Consider the following 24,832-nt stretch of genomic DNA (forward strand, 5'->3'; position numbering starts at 1 on the left):
AATGCCGGCGCGTCCATTCAGTTCTTGAGGCCGAGCATCAGATCCATGTTCTGCACGGCAGCGCCCGAGGCGCCCTTGCCGAGATTGTCGTAGACGGCGAACAGCAGCGCCTGGGCCCTGTCGTCGTTGGCGAAGACATGGAGCATCATCCGGTTGGTGCCGTTGTAGACTTCGGGATCGATCTCCGGCACGCGCTCCAGATGCGCATAGGGCGCCACCTCGACCACGCCGCCATCGATGGCGGCGAAATGGTCGGCGATCGCCGCATGAAGCTCGGCGCCGGTCGGCACATAGTCGAGGCCGCCGAGCTGCAGCGGCACCACGGTGATCATGCCTTGCGCGAAATTGCCGACCGCCGGCTGCATGATCGGATCATGCGACAGCTTCGCATAGGTCCTGAGCTCCGGCACATGCTTGTGCTGCAGGGTCAGCCCGTAGGGCAGGAATTCCGAGGCATCCTCGCCCTTGGCGACATAGTCCTCGATCATCGGCCGGCCGCCGCCCGAATAGCCAGTAATGCCGTTGACGGTGACCGGAAAATCCGCCGGCAACAGCCCGGCCGCCACCAGCGGCCTCAGCGTCGCGATCGGCCCTTGCGGCCAGCAGCCTGGATTGGTGACGCGCTTCGCCGAAGCGATCTTGCGACCCTGAGCCTTGTCCATTTCGGCAAAACCATATTCCCAACCTTCTGCCACGCGATGCGCCGTCGAGGCGTCGATAACCCTTGTCGTGTCGTTGCTGATCAGCGAGACGCTTTCCTTCGCGGCTGCGTCCGGCAGGCACAGGATCGCGACATCGGCGGCGTTGAGGAACTCGGCTCTGGCTGCCGGTTCCTTGCGGCGCTCGGTCGGAATCGAGATGATCTCCAGGTCGCCGCGCTCGGCAAGCAGCGCCCTGATCTGGAGACCGGTGGTGCCGTGCTCGCCGTCGATGAAGATTTTCGGTTTCATTTGCCTGCCTGAACTCCCTGATAGTTCGAAATTATATGCCACTTGCCTGGTTCAATCCGGCAACAATGTGATTGCCGTTGTTCAGCTCTTCGAGCCGGGCCTTTCGCTCCGCCAGCAGCCCGAGATAGTGCATGGCCACCGTCGACCCGGCAATTGCCGTTATATCGGCGTGATCATAGGCCGGCGCAACCTCCACGACATCGGCGCCGACGATATCGAGCTGATTGATCTGGCGCAGCACCGACAGGATCTTTGCCGAGGACGGCCCGCCGGCGACCGGTGTGCCGGTGCCGGGCGCGAAGGCCGGGTCGAGGCAATCGATGTCGAACGTGACGTAGGCCTTCTTGCCGCCGGTGCGGTCGACGATGGCATAGGCGATATCGGACGCCCGCATGTCCTCGATTTCGTGGCCGTACAGGATCTTGATGCCGAAGGTGTCAGGCGCATGGGTGCGGATGCCGATCTGGATCGAACGGTCGGGATCGATAATCCCCTCCTTGACCGCACGGCCGACGAAGGAGCCGTGATCGATGCGCTTGCCGTCGTCCGGCCAGGTGTCCTGGTGGGCGTCGAACTGCACCAGGGCCAGCGGACCGTGGATGGCGGCATGCGCCTTGAGCAGCGGCCAGGTGACGAAATGGTCGCCGCCGAGCGATAGCAGGAAGGCGCCGGATTTCAGGATCTTTGCCGCCTCGCGCTCGATCGTCCCCGGCGTCTTCTGGTGGTTTCCGCTGTCGAGCAGGCAATCGCCATAGTCGACCACGGCGAGATATTCGAACAGATCGCGCGAAAATGGGTATTGCGGGTCGTTGTCGAGGATGGTCGAGGCGCGGCGAATCGCCTGCGGTCCGAAACGCGCGCCCGGCCGGTTGGTGACGGCGGCGTCGAAGGGGATGCCCCACACCACCGCGTCCGCGCCCTTCACGTCCTTCGAGTATTTGCGTCGCATGAACGACAGCGCGCCGGCATAGGTCGGCTCGAAGGACGCACCCGTCCTGGCCCGGGCGGTGAAGGCGTGGTCGATGTTGGTGTTCGGCATGAAGCGATCTCCTGTGCGTCGAGGCGCAACCTTATTGGATATAATTCCAGGAAATGCGACCCCTTCCGAGGGCCATGGCCGTTCGAGCTCGGTCACAACTTCTTGCTTGCCAGGTGAGCCCGCATGGCCAACCCGGAATTTGCGTAGATATGCATGAATACAACCGAAAGTAGCCAGCCGTCCTTACGCGGGATGGTTGTCAGCCGGGGAACGCAGCAGATTTCAGCACGCCAAGCCGGCCACCGACCGCCAGGACGGCGGTACTTGATCTCGGCAAGTCGATTGCGTCGTTCGAATTGAAGAACAGGCGCTTCAGCCGGCATTGACCTCACTTTCCGGCATTTGCGAAGCCGGCTTCGTTCACTGGGCTGTCACGCGCGTCGCTTATCCGGGTTTGCATCCGGTAGGAGCGATTCTCATGCGAACGACCTGGCTGAAACTTGTGCTTGCCGCCGCCTCGGTGCTGCTCACTGGCTCGGCATTGGCTGGCGAAACACGCGCCAAGCAGATTCTCGACCGTTTCGAACACGCCAACCAGTGGCGCGACCATGTCATGGTGGCGGCACACCGCGCCGGCAGCCTGCAGGCCCGCAAGACGCTCTTTGCCGAAAACTCGATCGCCGCCCTCGAGGCCTCGATCGCGCTTGGCGCCGAAATCGTCGAGGTCGATGTCAGGCGCTCGAAGGACGGCGAGTTCGTCGTCATGCATGACAGCTGGCTCGACCGCACGACGAACTGCAGGGGCGAGGTGGTCAAGCGCACGCTGGCCGAACTCAAAACCTGCAGGCTGGTGATCGAGGGCACCGGCGCCGTCACCGACGAGCCGGTTTCGACGCTGCGCGAGATGCTGATGGCGACCAGGGACAGGATCCTCGTCAACATCGACAACAAGCTCGACGTCGACAGCCTGGCCGGCATGATCGCGGTGGCGCGTGACCTTGGCATGGCCGAACAGGTGATCGTCAAGGAGAACCTGTGGAACCCGGCCAGGATCACCACTGTCAAGGCAGCCATGGGTGCAATCGGCAGCGGTTTCCAATTCATGCCGATCATTGCCGACGACGCGGTTCGCGACGCCGGTTTCGCCGAGAAAGTCAGCGGCGCCTTTTCGCCGCGCGCGGTCGAGATGATCAACTGGCGGGACGGCGCGGAGACGCTGACCGAGACCGGCGGTCCGCTGTTCAGCCCGCGCATGCGCGCCGCGGCGATAAGGGGCGACTGGCACATCTGGGCCAATACCTACGCCATCGTCAACAAGCCGGGCGGCTTCCTTGCCGGCGGTCGCGGCGATGAACTGGCGGTGTTCGCCAGCTTGCCGCGCGAGACCTACGGCTTCTGGGCCGAGCGCGGCGCCACCATCATCCAGACCGATGAGCCGAAAGCGGCGATCGACTGGCTGGCGGCAAACGGCTATCGCGTGCCCTATTCGGATGCGGCGCGGCCGGCGGAGCCGGCGAATACGGCGAGCATCAACTAGTTCCTCTGCGCCGTGGATTTGGTTCTTTGACCGGCGGTCGCGCTGCCGGCCGGCCTGCAACCACCATCTCTGACGCTGGGGATTAGCCACAGGCCACCATGCCTTCGTCATCCCAGGGCGGAGCAAGGAGCGAAGCGACGCGCTGCAGACCCTGGGATCCATTCCGTGACATCCGCCGAAGAATGCAGCGGCTCAGAATAAAAGCGCTCTGTAGCGATCCTTCGCGCCCCCCTCTGCCCTGCCGGGCATCTCCCCCACTTGGGGGGAGATTGGCCTTCATCACTGATTTCGCCAACCACCAACCTTGCAAAAAGGGCGCTGTCCGCGAAGCTGCCAATCTCCCCCCTTGTGGGGGAGATGCCCGGCAGGGCAGAGGGGGGCGCTGTCCCGCCAGCCTGTCGATCATGGCGAGATTGGCTCGTTGCCGCTTTCGCCAATCCTCATACCGCCATCGCCACGCCGTCCAACTCCCTCGCGGCATCCTCCGGCAGTTCAAGTTCGGCCGCGGCAAGATTCTCCCGCAAATGCGCAACGGAAGACGTGCCGGGGATGAGCAGGATATTGGGCGCGCGACCGAGCAGCCAGGCGAGCGCGACCTGCATCGGCGTGGCGCCCAGGCGCTGAGCGACGCCGGACAGGGTAGACGACTGCAGCGGGTTGAAGCCGCCGAGCGGAAAGAACGGCACATAAGCGATACCGTCGCGGGCGAGTTTGTCGATCAAGACATCATCGCCCCGGTGCGCCAGATTGTATTGGTTCTGGACGCAGACGATCCTGGCGATCCGTTGCGCCTCTTCGATCTGTGCCGGCGTGACATTGCTGAGCCCGATATGACGCACCAGGCCCTGTCGCTGAAGCTCGGCCAGCACAGTGAACGGCGCCTCGATCGAGCCTTCGGCGGGGCCATGCGCGTCGAACATGATCCTGAGATTGACGACGTCCAGCACGTCGAGCCCGAGATTGCGCAGATTGTCGTGCACCGCCTCCGTCAGCGCTTCGGGCGAGAAGGCCGGGAGCCACGAGCCATCCGCGCCGCGACGGGCACCGATCTTGGTGACGATCGTCAGATCGTCGGAATAGGGCGCGAGCGCTTCACGGATGAGTAGATTGGTGACGTGCGGGCCGTAGAAATCGCTGGTGTCTATGTGATTGACCCCGCGCGCAACAGCTCCGCGCAGCACGGCCAATGCCGCGCCATGGTTCTTGGGCGGACCAAAGACGCCGGGTCCTGCGAGCTGCATGGCGCCGTAGCCGAGCCGCTTCACGGTGCGGTCGCCGAGAGTGAACGTGCCGGAAAGGTCAATGCTGGACATGGTCTATCTCCGTTCAGTTGAGGTTGAGATAGGCGCTGTCCGATCTCACGATAATTGGGTACATTCCGCACGGGCTGTACGGAATGTCGAACAATGAAGATCGACCTCGGAGACCTCAACGCTTTCGTGGCGGTAGCGCGGGCCAAGGGTTTTCGCGATGGCGCCCGCGCCAGCGGCGGCAGTGCGTCGGGTTTGAGCGAGGCGGTGCGCCGCCTCGAGACGCAGCTCGGTGTCAGGCTGCTCAACAGGACGACCCGCAGCGTCGTGCTGACCGAAGCGGGCGCGAGCTTGCTGGCTCGGCTCGGCCCAGCCTTGACCGAGGTGGAATCGGCCGTCGACGTTGTGAATGGCTTCCGCGACAGGCCGGCAGGTACGTTGCGCCTCAATGTGCCGGTCAGCGCAGCGCGGCTGGTGCTGCCCGGCATCGTTCCGGGGTTTCTCGCTGCCTATCCCGGCATCCGGCTGGAGGTGATTGCCGAGGAGAGCTTTGTCGACGTCCTGGCGGCAGGCTGCGATGCCGGCATCCGTTACGACGAGCGGCTGGAACAGGACATGATCGCGGTGCCGATCGGACCGCGCCTGCAGTGCTTTGCCACCGCCGCCAGCCCTGCCTACCTTGATCGCCATGGCCGGCCGCAACACCCGCGCGACCTGCTCGGCCACGCCTGCCTGCGCGGCCGCTTCGCCAGCGGGGCAATGCCGCCATGGGAATTCGAGCGCGACGGCGAGGTGGTGCGGGTCGATCCGAAGGGGCCGCTTCTCGTGACCCTGGGCGGAGCGGCCGATCTCGCCGTCGCTGCAGCCATCGCCGGTACCGGCATTGTCAGCCTGTTCGAGGACTGGCTTCGCCCTCACTTTGAGAGCGGTGCGCTCGAACCCGTCCTCGAACCTTGGTGGCAGAGCTTCCCCGGGCCGTTCCTCTATTATCCCGGCCGGCGTCTCGTGCCGGCGCCGTTGCGGGCGTTTATCGACTTCATCAAGGTACCGGCCGATCGTTCCTAAATTTGGGCCAGGTTCACCAAAAGAAAAGGCCGCCCGGAGGCGGCCGTTTCGACTGTCTGGAGCTGAAGCAGTGCTTAGCGCTTCGAGAACTGGAACGAGCGGCGGGCCTTCGCCTTCCCGTACTTCTTGCGCTCGACGACGCGGCTGTCTCGGGTCAGGAAGCCGCCCTTCTTGAGCACGGGACGCAGCGCCGGCTCGTAATAGGTCAGCGCCTTGGAGATGCCGTGGCGCACCGCACCGGCCTGGCCGGAAAGGCCGCCGCCGATGACGGTGGCGACGATGTCGTACTGGCCGGCGCGGTTGGCAGCGATGATCGGCTGGTTGAGGATCATCTGCAGGACCGGGCGCGCGAAATATTCGGCGAACACCTTGTCGTTGACGACGATCTTGCCGGAGCCGGGCTTCACCCAGACACGCGCGATGGCGTTCTTGCGCTTGCCGGTGGCATAGGCGCGGCCCGACTTGTCGAGCTTCTGGACATGGACGGGTGCAGCCGGCTGCGTGTTGGTGTTGCCGGTGGCAGTTCCGAGTTCTGCGAGCGAGGAAAGCTCAGCCATTTTACGAAACCTTCTTGTTCTTGGCGTTCAGCTTGGCCACGTCGAGCGTGACGGGCTGCTGGGCGACATGCGGATGTTCCGTGCCTGCATAGACGCGGAGATTCTTCATTTGGCGACGGCCGAGCGGACCACGCGGGATCATGCGTTCGACGGCCTTCTCGACGACACGCTCGGGGAAACGGCCCTCGAGCAGTTGGCGCGCGGTGCGCTCCTTGATGCCGCCGGGGTGGCCGGTGTGCCAGTAATAGACCTTGTCGGTGAATTTCTTGCCGGTGAACACCACCTTGTCGGCATTGATGACGATGACGTTGTCGCCGTCGTCGACATGCGGGGTGAAGGTGGGCTTGTGTTTGCCGCGAAGATGGTTGGCGATGACAGTGGCGAGACGGCCGACGACGAGACCCTCGGCGTCGATCAGCACCCACTTCTTCACCACATCCGCAGGCTTCTGCGAAAAGGTTGCCATGGATTGTTGCTTTCGGTTCGGACCTTCCCCATCGACGAACGACAAGGAAAGGCGTTTCTTGTTGCTTGGATTGACGCCGAGCGTTCGCCGCCAATAACAAAACGGCGGCCTTTGCGGGCCGCTGTTCCGTGAGGGCTTATAGGCGAGGGGGAGGTATCACGTCAAGGCTGATGAAAACCAACAGGGCGGACAAAACAAAGCAGAAACAAAGGTTTGAGTGAAAGGTATTATTTTACCACATTATCAGGCCGCTTCGGCGGGATCGAGTAGGTTCCCGTGGCGTGCGCTACCGTGTGTCCGTCCGGTCCGGCGACAATGTCGATCTCGAACACCATCAGGCTCTTGCCCAGTTTCAGGATGCGGCAATGGCCGTCGATCGGTCCGGCCTCGGCCTTGCGGACGAAATTGATGTTGAGATTGGTGGTGACCGAAAGCGCATCGGGCCCGGCATGCGAAAGCACGCAGACATAGCCGCCAATGTCGGCCAGCGTGAACAGCGACGGGCCCGAAACGGTTCCGCCGGGGCGCAAATGCCGCTCGTCGGCATTCAGGCGCACCGTGCAGCCGCCCGCAAACACCTCGATCGCTTCGTAGAAGGTGAACTGGTCATTGAGCTGCGGGTAGACGGTCTCCATCAGCGCATTGACCTGCGCCGCGGTCAGCACCGGCTTGAGATTGTTTTGGGCGGGCATAGGCGTTTTCCTGGATGTGCCGTGGCCTGAGAAAACACGCCTTAAGGCTGTTCTTCAATCGGCAGCGTGCTAGTTCTTTTGTTCCATGGCCGCGAATCCGATGCGCTGGCCAATGATGAGGTTGGAGACATGGGAAGAGGTTTGAAAACGGCTGAAATCGTCACCATCAAGCCGGCTGTTGCCGAAGGTCCTGTTGTCACGAGGCTGGACAAGGGCGTGCTCCGCCTGACGCTCGCCAATCCGCCGGCCAATGCGCTGTCGCTGGCGGTGATGGCGGCGCTGACGGCGGAACTCGACCGCGCCAAATCAGGCAGATCCGTCCGAGTCATCGTCCTGGCGGCAGCCGGAAAAGTGTTCTGCGCCGGACACGACCTCAAGGAAATGACGGCGCGTCGCAGCGATGCCGATCGAGGCAAGGCGTTCTTCGAGGAGACGTTTTCCGCTTGTGCGGCACTGATGCAGGCGATTGTGCGCCATCCCAGGCCGGTGATCGCCGAGGTCGATGGCCTGGCGACGGCGGCCGGGGCACAACTGGTCGCGAGCTGCGATCTGGCGATCGCCTCGCACGAGGCGACCTTCTGCACGCCGGGGGTCAATATCGGGCTGTTCTGCTCGACGCCGATGGTGGCGCTGTCGCGCAACGTTTCGCGCAAGCACGCGATGGAGATGCTTTTGACCGGCGAGACCATCGATGCGGCGACGGCCAAGGAATTCGGCCTCATCAACCGCGTCGTGCCGCGTGAATATCTCAATCAGATTGTAACCAAGTACGCGCAAACCATTGCCGCCAAATCGGCTTTGGTCGTCAAGACCGGAAAAGAAGCCTTTTACGCGCAAGCCGAAATGGGATTGGCCGACGCCTATGCCTATACCGGACGCGTCATGGTCGACAACATGCTGGCGCGCGACGCGGAAGAGGGCATCGGCGCCTTCATCGGCAAGCGCAAGCCGGAATGGACGGAGGAATAGGGACGGAGAATAGACATGGAGCCTCGCATCTCCATCATCACCATTGCCGTCGACGATCTCGAGCGCGCCACGCGCTTCTACGAGGCGATGGGCCTCACCCGCCATGCCGGCATCACCGAGGGCGTCGCCTTCTTCCAGATGGGCGGCGTCATTCTCGGGCTGTTCCCGCGCGAAAGCGCCGAAGCCGATTCAGGCGTTACGTTCGGTAGGGCGCCGTCGGCGATCTACCTCGCCTACAACACGCGCTCCGACGCGGAGGTCGATGACGTGCTGACGATGGCCGAGAAGGCCGGCGGCCGGATCGTCAAGCCGGCCGGCCGCGCCTTCTGGGGCGGCTGGTATGGCTATTTCGCCGACACCGAAGGGCATATCTGGGAAGTGGCGCATAATCCGGCTTTTCCGATCGCGGAAGACGGCAGCATCTCGCTGCCGGGTTGACCGCGTTTCCCACGGCTTTCCACGATACCGACCATTTCCGCATGATGCGCAGTTTCTGCTACGGTCCGGATGGTTTTCTTGCCGAAGCTCTGTATGAGGACGCCGCATGAACCATGACGCCTACGACAATGCCTATATCGCCGGCATCCTCAATTCGGTGAAGACCATCGCCATGGTCGGTGCGTCCGCCAACGATGTGCGGCCGAGCTATTTCGTGCTGAAATACCTGCTGGGCAAGGGGTTTTCGGTGTTCCCAATCAACCCCGGCCAGGCCGGCAAGGAAATCCTTGGCCGGATGACCTACGCCAGGCTCGCCGATATTCCCGAGCCGATCGACATGGTCGACGTTTTTCGCGGCTCCGCGGCGGTGCCGGGCGTCGTCGACGAGGTCTTGCGGCTCGATCCGTTGCCGAACGTCATCTGGATGCAGCTTGGCGTGCGCCATGACGAGGCGGCTGCACGCGCCGGGGCCGCCGGCATCAAGGTGGTGATGAACCGCTGTCCCAAGATCGAATATGGCAAGCTGTCAGGCGAGATCGGCTGGACCGGCGTCAACTCAGGCGTGCTGTCGTCGAAGAAGCCGCTGATGCGGCCGGGATTCCAGAGTTTTGGCGTCCGCCGGAAGTAGGTGGTGAATGGTGAATAGAAGGATTTTTCCGGAAGGCGGCCACAGCGGCATATGAGCCGCTTGCAATCAGGATGGGGCTGGCCGACCTTGCCTTCACCATTCACCATTCACCATTCACCATTCACCATTCACCATTCAGCATTCAGCATTCAGCATTCAGCATTCAGCATTCAGCATTCAGGGGAGGTAATCCATGACCCGCACGCCCGGTTTCAACACGCTCGCCGTCCATGCCGGCGCCAAGCCCGATCCGGCGACCGGCGCGCGTGCCACGCCGATTTACCAGACGACCTCCTTTGTCTTCGATGATGCCGACCATGCCGCCTCGCTGTTCGGGCTAAAAGCCTTCGGCAACATCTACACCCGGATCATGAACCCGACGCAGGCGGTGCTGGAAGAGCGTATCGCGGCACTCGAAGGCGGCACCGCGGGTTTGGCCGTCGCGTCGGGCCATGCCGCGCAGGTGCTCGTGTTCCACAACCTGATGCAGCCGGGCGACAATTTCGTCGCCGCGACAAGGCTTTACGGCGGCTCGATCAACCAGTTCGGCCACGCCTTCAAGAATTTCGGCTGGCAGGTGCGATGGGCCGACACCAACGACATCTCGACCTTCGAAAGCCAGATCGACGACAGGACCAAGGCGATCTTCATCGAGAGCCTGGCCAATCCGGGCGGCGTCTTCGTCGACATCGAAAAGATCGGCGACATCGCCCGCAAGCATGGCCTGCCGCTGATCGTCGACAACACGCTGGCCTCGCCCTATCTGGTGCGGCCGATCGAGCATGGCGCCGACATTGTCGTGCATTCGCTGACCAAGTTCATCGGCGGCCACGGCAATTCGATCGGCGGCGCCATTGTCGACGGCGGTACCTTCGACTGGTCGAAATCCGGCAAATATCCGATGCTGTCTGAGCCGCGCCCCGAATATGGCGGCCTCGTCCTGCACGAAACATTTGGCAATTTCGCTTTCGCCATTGCCGCGCGCGTGCTCGGCCTGCGCGACATGGGCCCGGCGATCTCGCCCTTCAATGCGTTCTTGATCCTGACCGGCCTGGAAACCCTGCCGCTCAGGATGCAGCGCCATTGCGACAATGCGGTCACCGTCGCCGCGTGGCTGTCCAACCACCCAAAAATCGCCTGGGTGTCCTATCCCGGCCTGCCCAGCGACAACAACAATGCGCTGCAGAAGAAGTACTCGCCGCTTGGCGCCGGCGCGGTGTTCACCTTCGGCCTGAAGGGCGGCTATGCGGCGGGCATCAAATTCGTCGAGGCGCTCGAACTGTTCTCGCACCTCGCCAATGTCGGCGACACCAAGTCGCTGGTCATCCATCCGGCATCGACCACGCATCGGCAACTGTCCGACGAGCAGAAGGTCGCGGCCGGCGCTGGGCCGGATACGGTCAGGCTCTCGGTCGGCATCGAGGATGTCAACGACATCGTCGCCGATCTGGAACAGGCTCTCTCCAACGTCTGATCCCCGCTGGAAGGAGTTTCCATGACCGCGCCAAAATTCCTCTCCGTCGATATTGAAAGCGTCGAGCCGGAACCTGGCGCGCCGGCGCCGGATCGCCTGATTTCAGGCGATCCAAAGTTCCGCACCTGGAATGTCGAGGAACGCGACGGTGGCCTCTATGCCGGCATCTGGGAGGCGACGCCGGGCAAATGGCGCATCGAATACGACGAGTGGGAGTTTTGCCACATCCTGTCGGGCGTTTCGGTGATTTCAGAGGAGGGCGGCGAGGCGCGCACCGTCAGCTCCGGCGACAGTTTCGTGCTCAGGCCGGGCTTTAAGGGAAGCTGGGAAGTGCTTGAAACGACACGCAAGGAGTATGTGATCAAGCTTTGATCATTGCCCGGTGTGCACGACGAGTCTTTCCAGCCCGTGGAAATGATAGGTGTCGCGAAAACGCTGCTGTTCGGCCAGATGCAGCCGCGGCAGCCGGTCGAACAAGGTTTTCAGCGATAGCTGCAATTCGAGCCGGGCGAGCGGCGCGCCGATGCAGAAATGAATGCCGGCGCCGAACGAGACGTTTTTCTGGTCGGCGCGATCCGGCCGGAAGGCGAAGGGTTCGGCAAAGGCCGCCGGGTCGTGATTGGCCATGCCGAGCAGCAGGCCGATCGTCTCGCCCGGCCGCACGACGACAGCGGGACCGACCTCGATTTCTTCATAGGCATAACGCGTGAACATGTGCAGCGGCGCGTCGAAGCGCAGGCATTCCTCGACCGTGGCGGTGGTCGTTTGCGGCGAGGTGAAGAAGCGGCGCGGGTCGCCGCCTTGCGCGAGAATCGCGCGCACCGCATTGCCGGTCTGGTGGACGGTCGCCTCGTGGCCGGCATTGAGCAGCAGGATCGCCGAGGACACCAGCTCGTCCTCCGAGAGTTTTTGGCCATCGTCTTGCGCCGAGATCAGCAGCGACAGCAGATCGTCGCTGGGGTTTTTGCGCCGCTCGGCAACATGGCCGCGCAGGAAATCCGAAAAATCATGTGCTGCGCGATTGGCCGTCTCTTCCGTTTGGCGGGTGCGGCCGTGCATGTACATGGCGACCATCCGATGCGACCAGTCGATGAGTTGCGGCCCCATCTCGACCGGCACGCCGAGCATCTCGGCAATGATGGTGATCGGCAAAGGCGATGCGAAGGCTGGCAGCAGGTCGACCTGGCCCGGCTCGAAACGGTCGATCAGCTCGTTGGCCAGCGCCTCGACGCGCGGCCTCAGCCGCTCGACCTGACGCGAGACGAAGGCGCGGTTGACCAGCGTTCTGAGCCTGGTGTGAACGGGCGGTTCCAGCTCCAGCATCGAATTGGCCTCGATGCCGTCGAAGCTGCTGAGATGGATGCGGTCCTCGCCGACGCCGCTTCTGTCAGGGATGCCGGCCGGGTTTTGGCGGCCGAAGCGGCGGTCGCGCAGCAGCCGGCTGACGTCGTCGAAGCCGCCAAAGCACCAGAAGCCGAACTCTTCCCAGAAGAAGACATTCGATGCGCCATGCATGAAGGCATAGGCCGCGTAGGGGTTCTGGAAGAAAGCCGGCTCGTGCGGGTCCAGTCGCACATGGCGGGTCGAGGAATCGAAGGCAAGATAGGTCGGCTTCAATTTGGTCATGCCAGACAATTAACGCATGACCCCGAAAACCGGAATCGGTTTTCGGAAAGGATCATGCGCAGATTCAAAGTTTTGGAGCGTCCTTTGCGCGTCGAACGACGCGCGGCGCTCCAAGGCTTGCCAGCTTGATGCCAGACCGTATGTTGGCGCCCGGCAATCTGATGCGTGTCGCCCAAAAGTGTGAATCGACAACGACATGCACAAAAGCGCATTTAGCCAGCCGGCGCGGCTGCGGAAAGACTGACTTGATGAATGTGATCGTGGTTGGCGCAGGCATTGCGGGGCTGTCGACGGCCTGGTCGCTGGTCAAGGCCGGGCACCGGGTCTCGATCGTCGAGCAGGGACCGATTCCCAATCCGCTTGCCGCCTCGGGCGACCATCACCGCATCATCCGCCGCGCCTATGGCGCAGCCTCGGGTTATGGCCGGCTGATAACCGAAGCCTACGAGGCCTGGGACGAGATGTGGGCCGATCTCGGCGAGAACCATCTCGACCCGCGCGGCTTCATCTGCATTTCACGCGAGCCGGGAGACGAAGCCGAGGAATACCGCGAGGGCATGGAGGCCGGGAACTACCCGATCGAGCTGTTCGAGCCGGACCCCGCGGCCAAGCGCTGGCGGTTCCTGCAGCCCGGCTCGTTCCGCTACGCGTATTTTTCGCCGGAGGGTGGTGCGCTGCATTGTCGCAAGATTGCCTCCCGCCTCGCCGAATGGCTGCGGAGAACCGGCGCCAATGTCTACGACAACAGCAAGGTGGTGGAGGTCGACGCCGAGGCTGGCCGCCTTGTGCTTGAAAGCGGCGAGACGATGCAGGCCGACCGCATCGTCGTCACCGCTGGCGCCTGGGTGCTGAAACTGTTTCCGGAGCTGGGCGGCGAGCTGAAGACCTGGCGCACCGCGCTCGCCTATGTCGAACCGCCGGCGGATCTGAAAGCGGCGTGGCATTCGGCCCCGGTCATCCTCGATGTCGGCGGCGCCGTCGACGGCTACGTGATCCCGCCGTCCGGCGGCGCCGGCATGAAATTCGGCTCAGGGCTGCACAGGGTGCCGACCAGCGATGCCGACTGGAACCGCCAGCCGGTGGCGGGCGAGGGCGAGGCGATCCGCGACCTGTTTTCGCCGCCGATCGCCCGTGTCGAAGAATACAAGGTCACCGAGGTCGTCACCTGCGCCTACACCTTCACCGCCGACGAAAAGTTCCTGGCGCATGAGAAGGGCAAATGCCTTGTCGTTTCGGCCTGCTCCGGCCACGGCTACAAGTTCGGCGCGGCGGTCGGCAGGCGCGTCGCAGCGACCGTCGGCAATGGCGATGTCGGCGGCTTGAAAGCGTGGCTGCGGGCCGAAGCGGTCTGACCTAATACCGGCAGTGCCGCGGAATTCGCACCTGCCGCCAGCGCGACGAGCCCTCGCGGACCAGAATCCGGCGCGCCACTGTCTGGTAGGTGGCGGGAAAATTGACAATCCGCCGCTCCTCCGGCTGCACCAGAACCTCTTCGGCGACGCTCTCGTACTCGGCGGGACTGACGATGCGCCGCTGGCGCTCCGGCTGCACCACCACGGTTTCGGCCACCCGTTGATAGGGCGCCTTGTGCCTGATCCTGCACAGCACCTTGCGGCCGTTGATGACGCGCCATTCCCAGGAGTAGCCGCCATCGACCTTCACCGTGCGGTAGACGGTGCGGGTAATGGCAGGCACCATCTCGTAGCTGACACGCGCCGGTGCGATCTGCACCACCCGCTCGCGCGTCCCGTAGATCGCCGGAACGGATTCCACCTGCTGACCGGCCGGGCTGACGAGCACGTTTTCGTAGACCGTCTCGTAGACGGATGTTGACCTGCTCGTAGCATTCGACGGCGCGCCCGCCGGCAGCCGTTTCGGACACCATGCCGAGGACGGCGAGGCTGGCGATGGCCGAGGAAGCAGTTTTCCCGATCATTGCACTCCCCCCAGTTTGAACTTTCCACGCAAGCTCAACGTTGAATTGTAGGGGAAGCCGTGTCCCGGGAAAGCGGTTTCGGCACATTTCTTAAGCGACGCGGTTAAGAAACTGTTACACGGCGAAGGCGCCGCGCCGCTTCAACAGCAGCCGGCGCAGCTTCGGGCGAATTCTGTGCAGAAACCTTGATTCGACTTAACCGGATGGCTAGGAGGGGCGGCCTTGCGCTAGGGTGAGCCGACATCCTATTTACAGGGATAACGATCCAGAACCGATTCTGCCCGACTTGCTCATCTCCGGCGCCGGAATCCCATCTTCAATAAGGGATAGTCCATGAAGAACCCCGTCGAAACCTACATGAACCTCGTTCCGATGGTGGTCGAGCAGACCAATCGCGGCGAGCGGGCCTACGACATTTTCTCGCGGCTCCTGAAAGAGCGCATCATTTTCATCACCGGTCCGGTCGAGGACGGCATGGCGACGCTGGTCTGCGCGCAGCTGCTGTTCCTCGAAGCGGAGAATCCGAAGAAGGAAATCAACCTCTACATCAATTCGCCCGGCGGTGTCGTCACCTCGGGCATGGCGATCTACGACACCATGCAGTTCATCAAGCCGGCGGTGGCGACGCTGTGCATCGGCCAGGCCGCCTCGATGGGCTCGCTGCTTCTCACCGCCGGCGAGAAGGGCATGCGCTTCGCCACGCCGAACGCCCGCATCATGGTCCACCAGCCTTCCGGTGGTTTTCAGGGCCAGGCTTCCGACATCGAGCGCCACGCCCAGGACATCATCAAGCTGAAGCGCCGTCTCAACGAGGTCTATGTCAAGCACACCGGCAAGAGCTACGACGAGATTGAAAGGACGCTCGACCGCGACCATTTCATGACCTCCGACGAGGCCAAGGAATTCGGCCTCATCGACAAGGTCATTTCGTCGCGTGAGCCGATCGAGGGTCTTGCCACATAAGCCCGGTGGCAGCTGGATGGTGCGAAAACACTCTTTTGATGCCGCTTGCGGCATTTCGGCCACAATTGGCTGTTCCCTCGACGGGAGCGATTGCCTACGTTAAGCCTATGTTGATTTTCGACGGCTTAGCTTTGTGCGGGGTTGATGCGAATCATTGCGACGTTTTCTGATATGTGTTTCGTATGGAATGCGTTGCGGGAGCCGGACTACTGGCGGCGGCGATTTCCCGCGATAGATTGAGATATGCGCCCTTTCAACCAGACCATCGGCGGGCGGCTATGAAAGGACATGAAAATGAGCAAGGTCGGCAACAGCGGCGGTGATTCCAAGAACACGCTTTATTGCTCGTTTTGCGGCAAAAGCCAGCACGAAGTGCGCAAGCTGATCGCCGGCCCGACGGTGTTCATCTGCGACGAATGCGTCGAGCTCTGCATGGACATCATCCGCGAGGAGAACAAGACCTCGATGGTGAAGTCACGCGAGGGCGTGCCGACCCCGCAGGAGATCCTCAAGGTTCTCGACGACTACGTCATCGGCCAGCCCTACGCCAAGCGCGTGCTGTCGGTGGCCGTCCACAACCACTACAAGCGCCTCGCGCATGCCGGCAAGAACAACGACGTCGAGCTGGCGAAGTCCAACATCTTGCTGATCGGCCCGACCGGCTGCGGCAAGACGCTGCTTGCGCAGACGCTGGCCCGCATCATCGACGTGCCGTTCACCATGGCCGATGCGACGACGCTGACCGAGGCCGGCTATGTCGGCGAGGATGTCGAGAACATCATCCTCAAGCTGTTGCAGTCGGCCGACTACAATGTCGAGCGCGCGCAGCGCGGCATCGTCTACATCGACGAGATCGACAAGATCTCGCGCAAGTCGGACAATCCCTCGATCACCCGCGACGTGTCGGGCGAGGGCGTCCAGCAGGCGCTGTTGAAGATCATGGAAGGCACGGTCGCCTCCGTGCCGCCGCAGGGCGGCAGGAAGCATCCGCAGCAGGAATTCCTGCAGGTCGACACCGCCAACATCCTGTTCATCTGCGGCGGCGCCTTCGCTGGGCTGGACAAGATCATCTCGGATCGCGGCCGCAAGACCTCGATCGGCTTCGGCGCCACCGTCGCGTCGCCCGAGGATCGCCGCACCGGCGACGTTTTCCGTCTGGTCGAGCCTGAAGATCTGTTGAAGTTCGGCCTCATTCCCGAGTTCGTCGGCCGTCTGCCGGTCCTGGCGACGCTGGAGGACCTCGATGAGCCGGCGCTGATCCAGATCCTGACCGAGCCGAAGAACGCGCTGGTCAAGCAGTACCAGCGGCTGTTCGAGATGGAGAATGTCGACTTGACCTTCCACGAGAATGCGCTGTCGGCGATCGCCAAGCGTGCCATCGAACGCAAGACCGGCGCGCGCGGCCTGCGCTCGATCATGGAGGCGATCCTGCTCGACACGATGTTCGAGCTGCCGGCGCTGGAGGGCGTGCGCGAAGTGGTTATTTCGGAAGAGGTGGTGTCGGGCAACGCCAGGCCGCTCTACATCTATTCCGAGCAGAAGGAAAAGAAGGGCAACGTCAGCGCCTGACGTCCAGCCCTGTAGTGGAGTTCTTAAAACGGCGCCGCAAGGCGCCGTTTTGCTGTTTGCGGCTGGGCAGGCTATGATGAACGGCCCGACTTGTGATGACAGCCCGACTTGATGAACGGATTATGACGGATTGGATGAACGGTTTCGTGACGACCCTTGATCTTTGCCTCGCTTGCCTCCAACTAACGGTGGAAGGCCGTGGCGCCGAATTCTGTGCTGTAAAACTCCCGTCACAAACGGTGGTAGGCGGAACCATCCCCGGTCGTTAATATGAGAATCGCGGTTGGCCGATTGGCGGTCGCGACATGAAAGGTTGGACAATGGCCAAAATATCCAAGGCTCCCAGCGACGGCGTCTTCGCAGTCCTCCCACTGCGCGACATCGTGGTGTTCCCGCACATGATCGTTCCGCTCTTTGTCGGGCGTGAAAAGTCGATCAAGGCGCTGGAAGAGGTGATGGGTCAGGAAAAGCAGATCCTGCTTGCGACCCAGATGAATGCCGCCGATGACGATCCCGAGTCCGATGCGATCTTCGACATCGGCACGCTCGCCAATGTGCTGCAGTTGCTGAAGCTGCCGGACGGCACCGTCAAGGTGCTGGTCGAAGGCGCCTCGCGCGCGAAAATCGTTTCGTTCACCGACCGTCCCGACTTCCATGAGGCCCGTGCCGCAGCACTGGTCGAACCGGATGAGGAAGAGGTCGAGGTCGAGGCGCTGGCCCGTTCCGTCGTCACCGACTTCGAGAACTACGTCAAGCTGAACAAGAAGATCTCGCCCGAAGTGGTGGGTGCCGCCAGCCAGATCGACGACTATTCCAAGCTCGCCGATACGGTTGCCTCGCATCTTGCGATCAAGATCCCCGAGAAGCAGGAGATGCTGGCCACGCTTTCGGTCAAGGAGCGGCTGGAAAAGGCGATGGGCTTCATGGAAGCCGAAATCTCCGTCCTGCAGGTCGAGAAGCGCATCCGCTCGCGCGTCAAGCGCCAGATGGAGAAGACCCAGCGCGAATACTACCTCAACGAGCAGATGAAGGCGATCCAGAAGGAACTCGGCGAGGGCGAGGACGGCCGCGACGAGGCCGCCGAGATCGAGGCGCGCATCAAGAAGACCAAGCTCTCCAAGGAGGCCCGCGAAAAGGCGGAAGCCGAACTGAAGAAGCTGCGGACGATGTCGCCGATGTCGGCTGAATCGACCGTCGTGCGCAACTATCTCGACTGGATCCTGTCGATACCGTGGGGCAAGAACTCCAAGGTCAAGCAGGATCTGGCCTTCGCGCAGAACGTGCTCGACACCGACCATTTCGGCCTCGACAAGGTCAAGGACCGCATCGTCGAATATCTCGCCGTGCAGAGCCGCCAGAAGAAGCTGAAGGGGCCGATCCTGTGCCTCGTCGGACCTCCCGGCGTCGGCAAGACCTCGCTCGGCAAGTCGATCGCCAAGGCGACCGGCCGCGAGTTCATCCGCATGGCGCTGGGCGGCGTGCGCGACGAGGCCGAGATCCGCGGTCACCGGCGCACCTATATCGGCTCGATGCCCGGCAAGGTCATCCAGTCGATGAAGAAGGCGAAGAAATCCAACCCGCTCTTCCTGCTCGACGAGATCGATAAGATGGGCCAGGATTTCCGCGGCGACCCGTCGTCGGCGTTGCTCGAGGTGCTCGATCCGGAGCAGAACTCGACGTTCATGGACCACTATCTCGAGGTCGAATACGACCTGTCGAGCGTGATGTTCGTGACCACGGCGAACACGTTGAACATCCCGGCACCCTTGATGGACCGCATGGAGATTATCCGTATCGCCGGCTACACCGAGGACGAGAAGATCGAGATCGCCAAGCGCCACCTGATGCCCAAGGTGATCCGCGACCACGCGCTGCAGCCGAAGGAGTTCTCCGTCGGCGAGGACGCGATCCGCGGCATCATCCAGACCTACACCCGTGAAGCGGGCGTCAGGAGCCTGGAGCGCGAGCTGATGAAGCTCGGCCGCAAGGCGGTGACCGAGATCCTGAAGACGAAGAAGAAGACGGTCGACATCACGGCGGACAATCTCGCCGATTACCTTGGTGTTCCGCGCTTCCGCTTCGGTCAGGTCGAGGCCGACGATCAGGTCGGCGTTGTCACCGGGCTCGCCTGGACGGAAGTCGGCGGCGAGCTGCTGACGATCGAAGGCGTCATGATGCCCGGCAAGGGCCGCATGACGGTGACCGGCAATCTGCGCGACGTGATGAAGGAATCGATCTCGGCGGCGGCCTCCTATGTCCGCTCGCGGGCTCTCGATTTCGGCGTCGAGCCGCCGCTGTTCGACAAGCGCGACATCCACGTCCACGTGCCCGAAGGCGCAACGCCCAAGGACGGACCGTCGGCGGGCGTGGCGATGGCGACGGCGATCGTCTCGGTGCTGACCGGCATCCCGGTCAGGGCCGACGTGGCGATGACCGGCGAGATCACGCTGCGCGGCAGAGTGCTGCCGATCGGCGGGCTCAAGGAGAAGCTGCTTGCAGCACTGCGCGGCGGCATCAAGAAGGTGCTGATCCCGGAAGACAACGCCAAGGATCTGGCGGAGATTCCGGACAACGTGAAGAACGGTATGGAGATCGTTCCGGTCGGGCGGGTCGGTGAAGTCTTGCGCCATGCGCTGGTGCGTATGCCGGAGGCGATCGAGTGGGTCGAGCCGGTCAATGCGCCGGCTGCGGTGGATGCCGGAGACGACGCCAGCAAGTCGCTAGCTCATTAGCACGTGCTAAAGTTGCAATGCACAACGGAGAGCCGGGCCTAGAGCCCGGCTCTTTCATGTGAAAAACCCCGGAATTCCGGGGTTTTTTCGACTCTTTTGACGCTTTTCGACTTGGTTGCGGAAGCGCTTCTTTCTAAAGTCCGTTTCCTGCCGGATGAGTCGTACGTTCCGGTTTCTCATGGAAGGGAATTTTTATGAACAAGAACGAACTGGTGTCCGCTGTCGCCGATGCCGCGAGTATTTCGAAGGGTGACGCGCAGTCGGCTGTCGATGCGGTGTTCTCCGTCATCACCGGCGAACTGAAGAAGGGCGGCGATGTCCGGCTTGTCGGCTTCGGAAATTTCACAGTGTCAAAACGCGCTGCCTCGACCGGCCGCAATCCGCAGACCGGCGCCGAAGTGCAGATTCCGGCGCGCACCGTGCCGAAGTTTTCGGCCGGCAAGGGCCTCAAGGACGCAGTCAACTAAGCGCCTTCGTACCCTTTTCAGAGACCAGAAAAGCCGGGCATGCCCGGCTTTTCTTTCGCGCCCACTTTGGCGGGCTCTATGCCGTCGGTGCATCGGCGCGCATCAGCCCTTCCTGCTTGAGATCGGCCCAGAGTGCCGATGGCAGCTTCGCGTCGAGCAGCGACCGATTGCTTTCGACCTCGCTCGGCCGCTGGCCGCCGGGGATCACCGACACGACCGAAGGGTGCAGCAGCGGAAATTGCAGTGCCGCCTCGATCAGGCGCACACCGTGGCGCTTGCAGACAGCCTCGATGCGCGTGACGCGGTCGATGATGTCCTGCGGCGCCTCGGTATAATCGTAGTAGGCGCCGGGCTTCGGACCGGTTGCCAGGATGCCGGAATTATACGGCCCGCCGAGAACGATGCCGATGCCGCGCTTCTGGCATAGCGGCAGGAAGGATTGCAGCGCCTCCTGCTCCAGCAGCGTATAGCGCCCGGCAAGCAGGAACAGGTCGAAGTCGCCGCGCTCGGCAAGCGTCTGGGCAACCTGCCATTCGTTGATGCCGCCGCCGAACGCCTTGATGATGCCCTGGTCACGCAGGGACAGCAGCCCGTAATAGCCCGAGCGCATGAACTCCTCGATGCGCTGGTCCGCGGCCTCCTTGCTGCCATGGGTGAAGACGTCGACGTCATGCACGAAAAGGATGTCAATGCGGTCGACGCCGAGGCGTTCCAGCGAGGCTTCGAAGGAGCGCATGACCCCGTCATAGCTGTAGTCGTAGACCTCGCGGCGCGACGGCGTGTCGAAGAACTTGCCGATGCCGGTGCGCTGGTCCGGCGGGCAGGCGCGCATGATGCGGCCGATCTTGCTCGACAGCACATAGTCGTCGCGCTTTTTCGAGCGCAGGAACGGATTGAGCCGCGTTTCCGACAGGCCAAGCCCGTAGAGCGGTGCGGTGTCGTAGTAGCGGCAGCCGACCCGCCATGCAGCCTCCAGGGTGGCGTTGGCATCCTCGTCGGAGACGGCACGATAAAGATTGCCGAGCGGCGCCGTGCCGAAGCCGAGTTCCGTGAAACTGATGCCGCCATTGCCGATGCGGTCGAAATGCCGTGTCTTCATATGCTGCCGTTTCCTCATTTCCGTATGTCCCGAGACTATCATGCCTGAGGCGCTGCAAAAGCACTCCGAGCCGTTGGACACGAACTTTCACGGTGATAGCATGAGCAAAAACAAGCTGTTCGGGGAAGATGTGACCAAACAATCCAGATGGGTTTTTGAGGGCAGCAAGCTGGTGGGTCTGTCATGACGAATGCCGGCACAGATCTGTTCAGGATTGCACTCGACGAACTTGGCACGGTGCTGGCTCGGATCGGCGAAAGCCGTATCGACGCCGCCCGCCACACCAACATGGAGTAGGCGTCATGCGCTACGAGCTGATGCTGCCGCACCAGATCCGCAAGGCGATCGCCGAGAACTGGCCGGTCGTGCTCCCGCTCGGCGTGCTCGAATACCATGGTGAGCACATGGCCGTCGGCATGGATACGCTGGCGGTGGTCAAGATGCTGGAGCTGTTCGAAAAGGAAGCCAACATCGCCATCCTGCCAGCCTTCTACTATGGCGCGGCGAGCTACGCGGTGGCGCCGCCAGAGGGTAATGGCTCGGTTCAGGTCGGCGGCAGGGCGCTGGCGCCGTTCGCGGAGGAACTGTTCTACAGCCTGCTGCGCATCGGCTTTCGCAACATCCACGCCATCATCCACCACCAGACCGAGAACTTTGTTGCCGGCATGCCGACCGATCTCGCCTTCAAGACCGCTGGCCGCCAGGCGATCTTCCGTTTTCTGGAGAAGGAGCGCGGCGAGGGCTGGTGGGCCTCCGAGACGATGGCCGGCTACTATGCCGAGCACGCCGAGGGCGGCAATTTCTTCAACTGGATACAAGTGCATCCGCTGATGCCGACGGTGACGGACGGCCAGTATCCCTTCGATCATGCCGGCATCGGCGAGACGTCGCTGATGCTGGCGCTGTGCCCAGAAGCGGTGGACGCCGGCCACTTCGCCGACAATACGGGATGGTATACGGCGACCGCCCCTGAGGCCTCGACGGAACTGGGGCAAAAGGGCGTCGCGATGATCCTCGAGCATATGCGGGCGATATTGTCACGCTAACGGATGCGCCATTTCGAGCGTTGCAGGATGCAGGATGAAAACCGTAGCGATTCTTCCCGCCGGCGTTCAAAAGCATCCACAGTTGCAACGCTCGAAGGAGTGGCGAGGGCCTACTTCACCGCGCCTGCGGTCATGCCCATGATGAGGTAGCGCTCCAGCGCGATGCCGATGACGGCGAGCGGTGTTATGGCGGCGGTGGCGAGTGCGGCCATCGACCACCAGTTGATGCCCTGCGAGCCGGTCTGGCTCGCCACCATCACGGGAATGGTTTTTGCGTCGGTCGAGGTCAGCAGTGCGGCGAAGAAATACTCGTTCCAGCACAGCACCATCGCCAGGATGAACGCCGCGACCATGCCCGGCAGCGCGATCGGCATGACGATGCGGAAGAAGGCGCCCCAGATCGACAGGCCGTCGACGAGGGCTGCTTCCTCCAGTTCGACTGGGATCGAGTTGAACTGGTCGCGCATGATCCAGATAACGATCGGCAGCACCATCAGCGTGTAGAGCAGAATCAGCCCGATGCGCGTGTCGAGCATGCCGACTTCCCGGTACAGCACGAGAAAGGGCAGGGCGAGCACCACCGGCGGCAGGATCAGCTGCGACAGGAAGAAGAAGGAGATGTCCTCGTTCTTGAACCAGGCGAAGTGATAGCGGAAGCGGGTGAGGCCGTAGGCGGCGAGGCTGCCAATGACGATGGCGAGGCTCGATGCGCCGACCGAGGTGATGACCGAATTCATGAAGCGCTTGATGAACTCGTCGCGCACCGTCGAGGTCCGGAAGATCGCATCCGGCGACAGGCCGAGCGAGCGCCAGCCCTTCCAGTCCGGCTGGAAGTCGACGAACGGGATGAGATGGCCCTGGGTGACGTCGACCGCGGTCTTGAACGAGGTGGTTATCGTCCAGTAGATCGGGAACAGGCAGATGAAGGCCCAGAACACCAGCGCGCCATAGATGAAGACGCGGTTGGCGAAAAAGCTCGCCGGCGAGCGAATTTCGGAAGCGGCATAGTCGGTGGTCTGGACGCTCATCTGGCCGCCTGTCAATTGACGTTGCGCACGAAGCGATTGGCGAATTTCAACAGCCACGTCACGAACACGATGATGATGATGAGGTAGGCCATCGCCAGCATCGTGCCGTAGCCGACATTCGAGCGGTCGCGATACTCGCGGTAGATGAAGCTCGACACCGAATCGGTCGCGCCGCCCGGGCCGCCCGAGGTGACGGTGATGATGATGTCGGCCAGCTTCAGCTTGAAGATGATGCGCAGGATGATCGCCGTCACCGATACCGGCAGCATCAGCGGAAACGTGACCTGCCAGAAGGTCTGCCAGGCATTGGCGCCGTCGACCCTGGCCGCCTCAAGCACCTCGCGCGACATCGCCTGAAGCCCGGCGAGCAGCATGATCATCATGAACGGGATGAACGTCCAGGCATCCAGCACCATGATCGAGATGCGGGCGGTGATCGGGTTTGAGAAGAAGGCGGGGTTTTCCCAGCCGAGCTGGCGCGCCAGCGCCGCGGCCGGCCCGAAGCGGTATTCCATCAGCGACTTGCCGATCATCCACGACACCGCGACCGGCGACAGCATCAACGGCATCAGGAAGACGACACGGAAGAATTTACGCGCGCGGATCTGTGCGTTGAGCAGCAAAGCGAGGCCGAAAGCGATGACGTATTCGACCAGCACCGCCAGCACATAGAGCACCATGTTGAACAGCGCGTTGCGGTAATAGGGATCCCCCAGCATCTGCCAGAAATTGTCGAGCCCGTTGAACTTGCGGCCGGAGAAGGAACTGAGGTTCCAGTCGGTCAGCGCAATGTAGAAGCCGAACAGCGTCGGGAAGATCACCATAGCGATGGTGAACAGCAGCGCCGGCAGCAGGAACAGCGCGCGCTGGCCGTCTTCGCCGCGTGTCAGCACCTGGCCGACGCCGAGTGCAACACCCCACAGCACATAGGCATAGACGACCGGCCGCCAGGTCTCGAAGCCGATAGTGTTGACCTCTGACTTGTAAAGGATTTGGACTGCGATCACGGCCAGCAGGCCGAGCGTCGCAGCGGCCATCAACGCCCGGCCGAGCCGCTTGCGGCCCGGCGATATCAGATCGGATGGAGCGGCGTTTGCCGGCCACGCACTGGTGGGCAAGGTCTGGTCAGCCACGCGTCCCGTCCGTTCACTGAAGGCTGCTATGACCGGCAGGCCGGTCAAGCTGTTATGACCGGCTGGCCGGTCAAGCTGTTATGACCGGCTGGCCGGTCAGGGTGCTATGACCGGCTGGCCGGTCAAGCTGTGGTGCCGCGGGGGTTGGGGGGCCGGCCCCCGGGGGGGAAAAATGAACCACAAAGCCGCCGGCGGGCGGGGTGTGGGTGGGGGGGGTTTTTCGGGCGG

25 protein-coding genes are annotated in these 24,832 nt (G+C 62.6%); 14 read left to right on the forward strand and 11 right to left on the reverse strand.

Features of this window, described 5'->3' with window-relative positions:
* Nucleotides 1-17: 17 nt before the first annotated feature.
* Both argC and speB read right to left on the reverse strand, forming a co-directional pair.
* Nucleotides 18-950, reverse strand: a complete 933-nt coding sequence (argC, locus tag AC0L3D_RS09050) for an N-acetyl-gamma-glutamyl-phosphate reductase (RefSeq protein WP_287120408.1) — start codon at nt 948-950, stop codon at nt 18-20.
* Nucleotides 951-981: 31 nt separating this feature from the next.
* Entirely contained in the window at nt 982-1,989 is a 1,008-nt protein-coding gene (speB, locus tag AC0L3D_RS09055; protein ID WP_287175255.1) for an agmatinase, read from the reverse strand.
* Between the two features lie 418 nt (nt 1,990-2,407).
* Here speB and AC0L3D_RS09060 point away from each other — a divergent pair, with 418 nt between their 5' ends.
* Entirely contained in the window at nt 2,408-3,466 is a 1,059-nt protein-coding gene (locus tag AC0L3D_RS09060; RefSeq protein WP_473643936.1) for a glycerophosphodiester phosphodiesterase family protein, read from the forward strand.
* Between the two features lie 440 nt (nt 3,467-3,906).
* Here AC0L3D_RS09060 and AC0L3D_RS09065 read toward each other — a convergent pair whose 3' ends face one another.
* A complete protein-coding gene (locus AC0L3D_RS09065) occupies nt 3,907-4,779 on the reverse strand; it encodes an aldo/keto reductase family oxidoreductase (RefSeq protein WP_023798355.1) in 873 nt (290 codons plus the stop codon).
* A 93-nt stretch (nt 4,780-4,872) separates the two neighbouring features.
* On the opposite strand from AC0L3D_RS09065, the gene AC0L3D_RS09070 reads away from it, so the two are divergent.
* Nucleotides 4,873-5,781, forward strand: coding sequence for a LysR family transcriptional regulator (locus AC0L3D_RS09070; protein WP_473531770.1), 909 nt, complete (start codon nt 4,873-4,875; stop codon nt 5,779-5,781).
* Nucleotides 5,782-5,855: 74 nt separating this feature from the next.
* Here AC0L3D_RS09070 and rpsI read toward each other — a convergent pair whose 3' ends face one another.
* The 3 genes from rpsI to AC0L3D_RS09085 form a co-directional block, all read right to left on the reverse strand.
* A complete protein-coding gene (rpsI, locus tag AC0L3D_RS09075; RefSeq protein WP_023798354.1) occupies nt 5,856-6,338 on the reverse strand; it encodes a 30S ribosomal protein S9 in 483 nt (160 codons plus the stop codon).
* A gap of 1 nt (nt 6,339) precedes the next feature.
* Nucleotides 6,340-6,804 carry a 50S ribosomal protein L13 gene (gene rplM / locus AC0L3D_RS09080; protein ID WP_023798353.1) on the reverse strand — a complete coding sequence of 155 codons (465 nt, stop codon included), beginning with the start codon at nt 6,802-6,804 and terminating at the stop codon, nt 6,340-6,342.
* A gap of 227 nt (nt 6,805-7,031) precedes the next feature.
* On the reverse strand, nt 7,032-7,496 hold the full coding sequence (locus tag AC0L3D_RS09085; protein WP_287221629.1) for a PaaI family thioesterase: 465 nt from the start codon (nt 7,494-7,496) through the stop codon (nt 7,032-7,034).
* Between the two features lie 141 nt (nt 7,497-7,637).
* On the opposite strand from AC0L3D_RS09085, the gene AC0L3D_RS09090 reads away from it, so the two are divergent.
* The 5 genes from AC0L3D_RS09090 to AC0L3D_RS09110 all read left to right on the forward strand — a co-directional run bounded on the left by AC0L3D_RS09090 (nt 7,638) and on the right by AC0L3D_RS09110 (nt 11,377).
* Complete coding sequence (locus AC0L3D_RS09090; RefSeq protein WP_473643939.1) at nt 7,638-8,465, forward strand: enoyl-CoA hydratase; 828 nt, start codon at nt 7,638-7,640, stop codon at nt 8,463-8,465.
* Nucleotides 8,466-8,480: 15 nt separating this feature from the next.
* Entirely contained in the window at nt 8,481-8,903 is a 423-nt protein-coding gene (locus AC0L3D_RS09095; RefSeq protein ID WP_023798350.1) for a VOC family protein, read from the forward strand.
* 106 nt (nt 8,904-9,009) lie between these two features.
* Nucleotides 9,010-9,531: a CoA-binding protein gene (locus tag AC0L3D_RS09100; protein ID WP_473643941.1), complete on the forward strand. Its 522-nt coding sequence runs from the start codon at nt 9,010-9,012 to the stop codon at nt 9,529-9,531.
* Between the two features lie 193 nt (nt 9,532-9,724).
* Complete coding sequence (locus tag AC0L3D_RS09105; protein WP_473643943.1) at nt 9,725-11,005, forward strand: O-acetylhomoserine aminocarboxypropyltransferase; 1,281 nt, start codon at nt 9,725-9,727, stop codon at nt 11,003-11,005.
* 21 nt (nt 11,006-11,026) lie between these two features.
* Nucleotides 11,027-11,377, forward strand: coding sequence for a cupin domain-containing protein (locus AC0L3D_RS09110; RefSeq protein ID WP_473643945.1), 351 nt, complete (start codon nt 11,027-11,029; stop codon nt 11,375-11,377).
* Here AC0L3D_RS09110 and AC0L3D_RS09115 read toward each other — a convergent pair whose 3' ends face one another.
* The gene (locus AC0L3D_RS09115) at nt 11,378-12,631 is read right to left on the reverse strand and encodes a cytochrome P450 (protein WP_473643947.1); all 1,254 of its coding nucleotides are present in this window, start codon (nt 12,629-12,631) and stop codon (nt 11,378-11,380) included. It lies immediately after the preceding gene.
* Nucleotides 12,632-12,879: 248 nt separating this feature from the next.
* Here AC0L3D_RS09115 and AC0L3D_RS09120 point away from each other — a divergent pair, with 248 nt between their 5' ends.
* Nucleotides 12,880-13,983 carry an NAD(P)/FAD-dependent oxidoreductase gene (locus AC0L3D_RS09120; RefSeq protein ID WP_473643960.1) on the forward strand — a complete coding sequence of 368 codons (1,104 nt, stop codon included), beginning with the start codon at nt 12,880-12,882 and terminating at the stop codon, nt 13,981-13,983.
* 1 nt (nt 13,984) lies between these two features.
* On the opposite strand, the gene AC0L3D_RS09125 is transcribed toward AC0L3D_RS09120, so the two are convergent.
* The gene (locus AC0L3D_RS09125; protein WP_473643949.1) at nt 13,985-14,404 is read right to left on the reverse strand and encodes a hypothetical protein; all 420 of its coding nucleotides are present in this window, start codon (nt 14,402-14,404) and stop codon (nt 13,985-13,987) included.
* Between the two features lie 496 nt (nt 14,405-14,900).
* Between AC0L3D_RS09125 and clpP the strand changes: the two genes are divergently transcribed.
* The 4 genes from clpP (at nt 14,901) to AC0L3D_RS09145 (ending at nt 20,298) form a co-directional block, all read left to right on the forward strand.
* Nucleotides 14,901-15,530 carry an ATP-dependent Clp endopeptidase proteolytic subunit ClpP gene (clpP, locus tag AC0L3D_RS09130; RefSeq protein WP_023798344.1) on the forward strand — a complete coding sequence of 210 codons (630 nt, stop codon included), beginning with the start codon at nt 14,901-14,903 and terminating at the stop codon, nt 15,528-15,530.
* 294 nt (nt 15,531-15,824) lie between these two features.
* Nucleotides 15,825-17,099: an ATP-dependent Clp protease ATP-binding subunit ClpX gene (clpX, locus tag AC0L3D_RS09135; protein WP_027155315.1), complete on the forward strand. Its 1,275-nt coding sequence runs from the start codon at nt 15,825-15,827 to the stop codon at nt 17,097-17,099.
* 320 nt (nt 17,100-17,419) lie between these two features.
* Nucleotides 17,420-19,831: an endopeptidase La gene (lon, locus tag AC0L3D_RS09140; RefSeq protein WP_128182053.1), complete on the forward strand. Its 2,412-nt coding sequence runs from the start codon at nt 17,420-17,422 to the stop codon at nt 19,829-19,831.
* A gap of 194 nt (nt 19,832-20,025) precedes the next feature.
* A complete protein-coding gene (locus AC0L3D_RS09145; RefSeq protein WP_023798342.1) occupies nt 20,026-20,298 on the forward strand; it encodes an HU family DNA-binding protein in 273 nt (90 codons plus the stop codon).
* A gap of 76 nt (nt 20,299-20,374) precedes the next feature.
* Here the strand turns inward: AC0L3D_RS09145 and AC0L3D_RS09150 are convergent, their stop codons facing one another.
* Nucleotides 20,375-21,397: an aldo/keto reductase gene (locus AC0L3D_RS09150; RefSeq protein WP_473643951.1), complete on the reverse strand. Its 1,023-nt coding sequence runs from the start codon at nt 21,395-21,397 to the stop codon at nt 20,375-20,377.
* A gap of 40 nt (nt 21,398-21,437) precedes the next feature.
* On the opposite strand from AC0L3D_RS09150, the gene AC0L3D_RS09155 reads away from it, so the two are divergent.
* Both AC0L3D_RS09155 and AC0L3D_RS09160 read left to right on the forward strand, forming a co-directional pair.
* Complete coding sequence (locus AC0L3D_RS09155; RefSeq protein WP_287175391.1) at nt 21,438-21,584, forward strand: hypothetical protein; 147 nt, start codon at nt 21,438-21,440, stop codon at nt 21,582-21,584.
* Nucleotides 21,585-21,699: 115 nt separating this feature from the next.
* Nucleotides 21,700-22,443 (forward strand): creatininase family protein, encoded by a 744-nt coding sequence (locus AC0L3D_RS09160; protein ID WP_128170028.1) that lies wholly within the window; start codon nt 21,700-21,702, stop codon nt 22,441-22,443.
* A 110-nt stretch (nt 22,444-22,553) separates the two neighbouring features.
* Here AC0L3D_RS09160 and AC0L3D_RS09165 read toward each other — a convergent pair whose 3' ends face one another.
* Entirely contained in the window at nt 22,554-23,471 is a 918-nt protein-coding gene (locus AC0L3D_RS09165) for a carbohydrate ABC transporter permease (RefSeq protein ID WP_027155318.1), read from the reverse strand.
* 11 nt (nt 23,472-23,482) lie between these two features.
* Nucleotides 23,483-24,604, reverse strand: a complete 1,122-nt coding sequence (locus AC0L3D_RS09170) for a carbohydrate ABC transporter permease (RefSeq protein WP_473643953.1) — start codon at nt 24,602-24,604, stop codon at nt 23,483-23,485.
* Nucleotides 24,605-24,832 lie beyond the last annotated feature (228 nt).

It is taken from the genome of Mesorhizobium sp. WSM4837 (genome assembly GCF_055811435.1).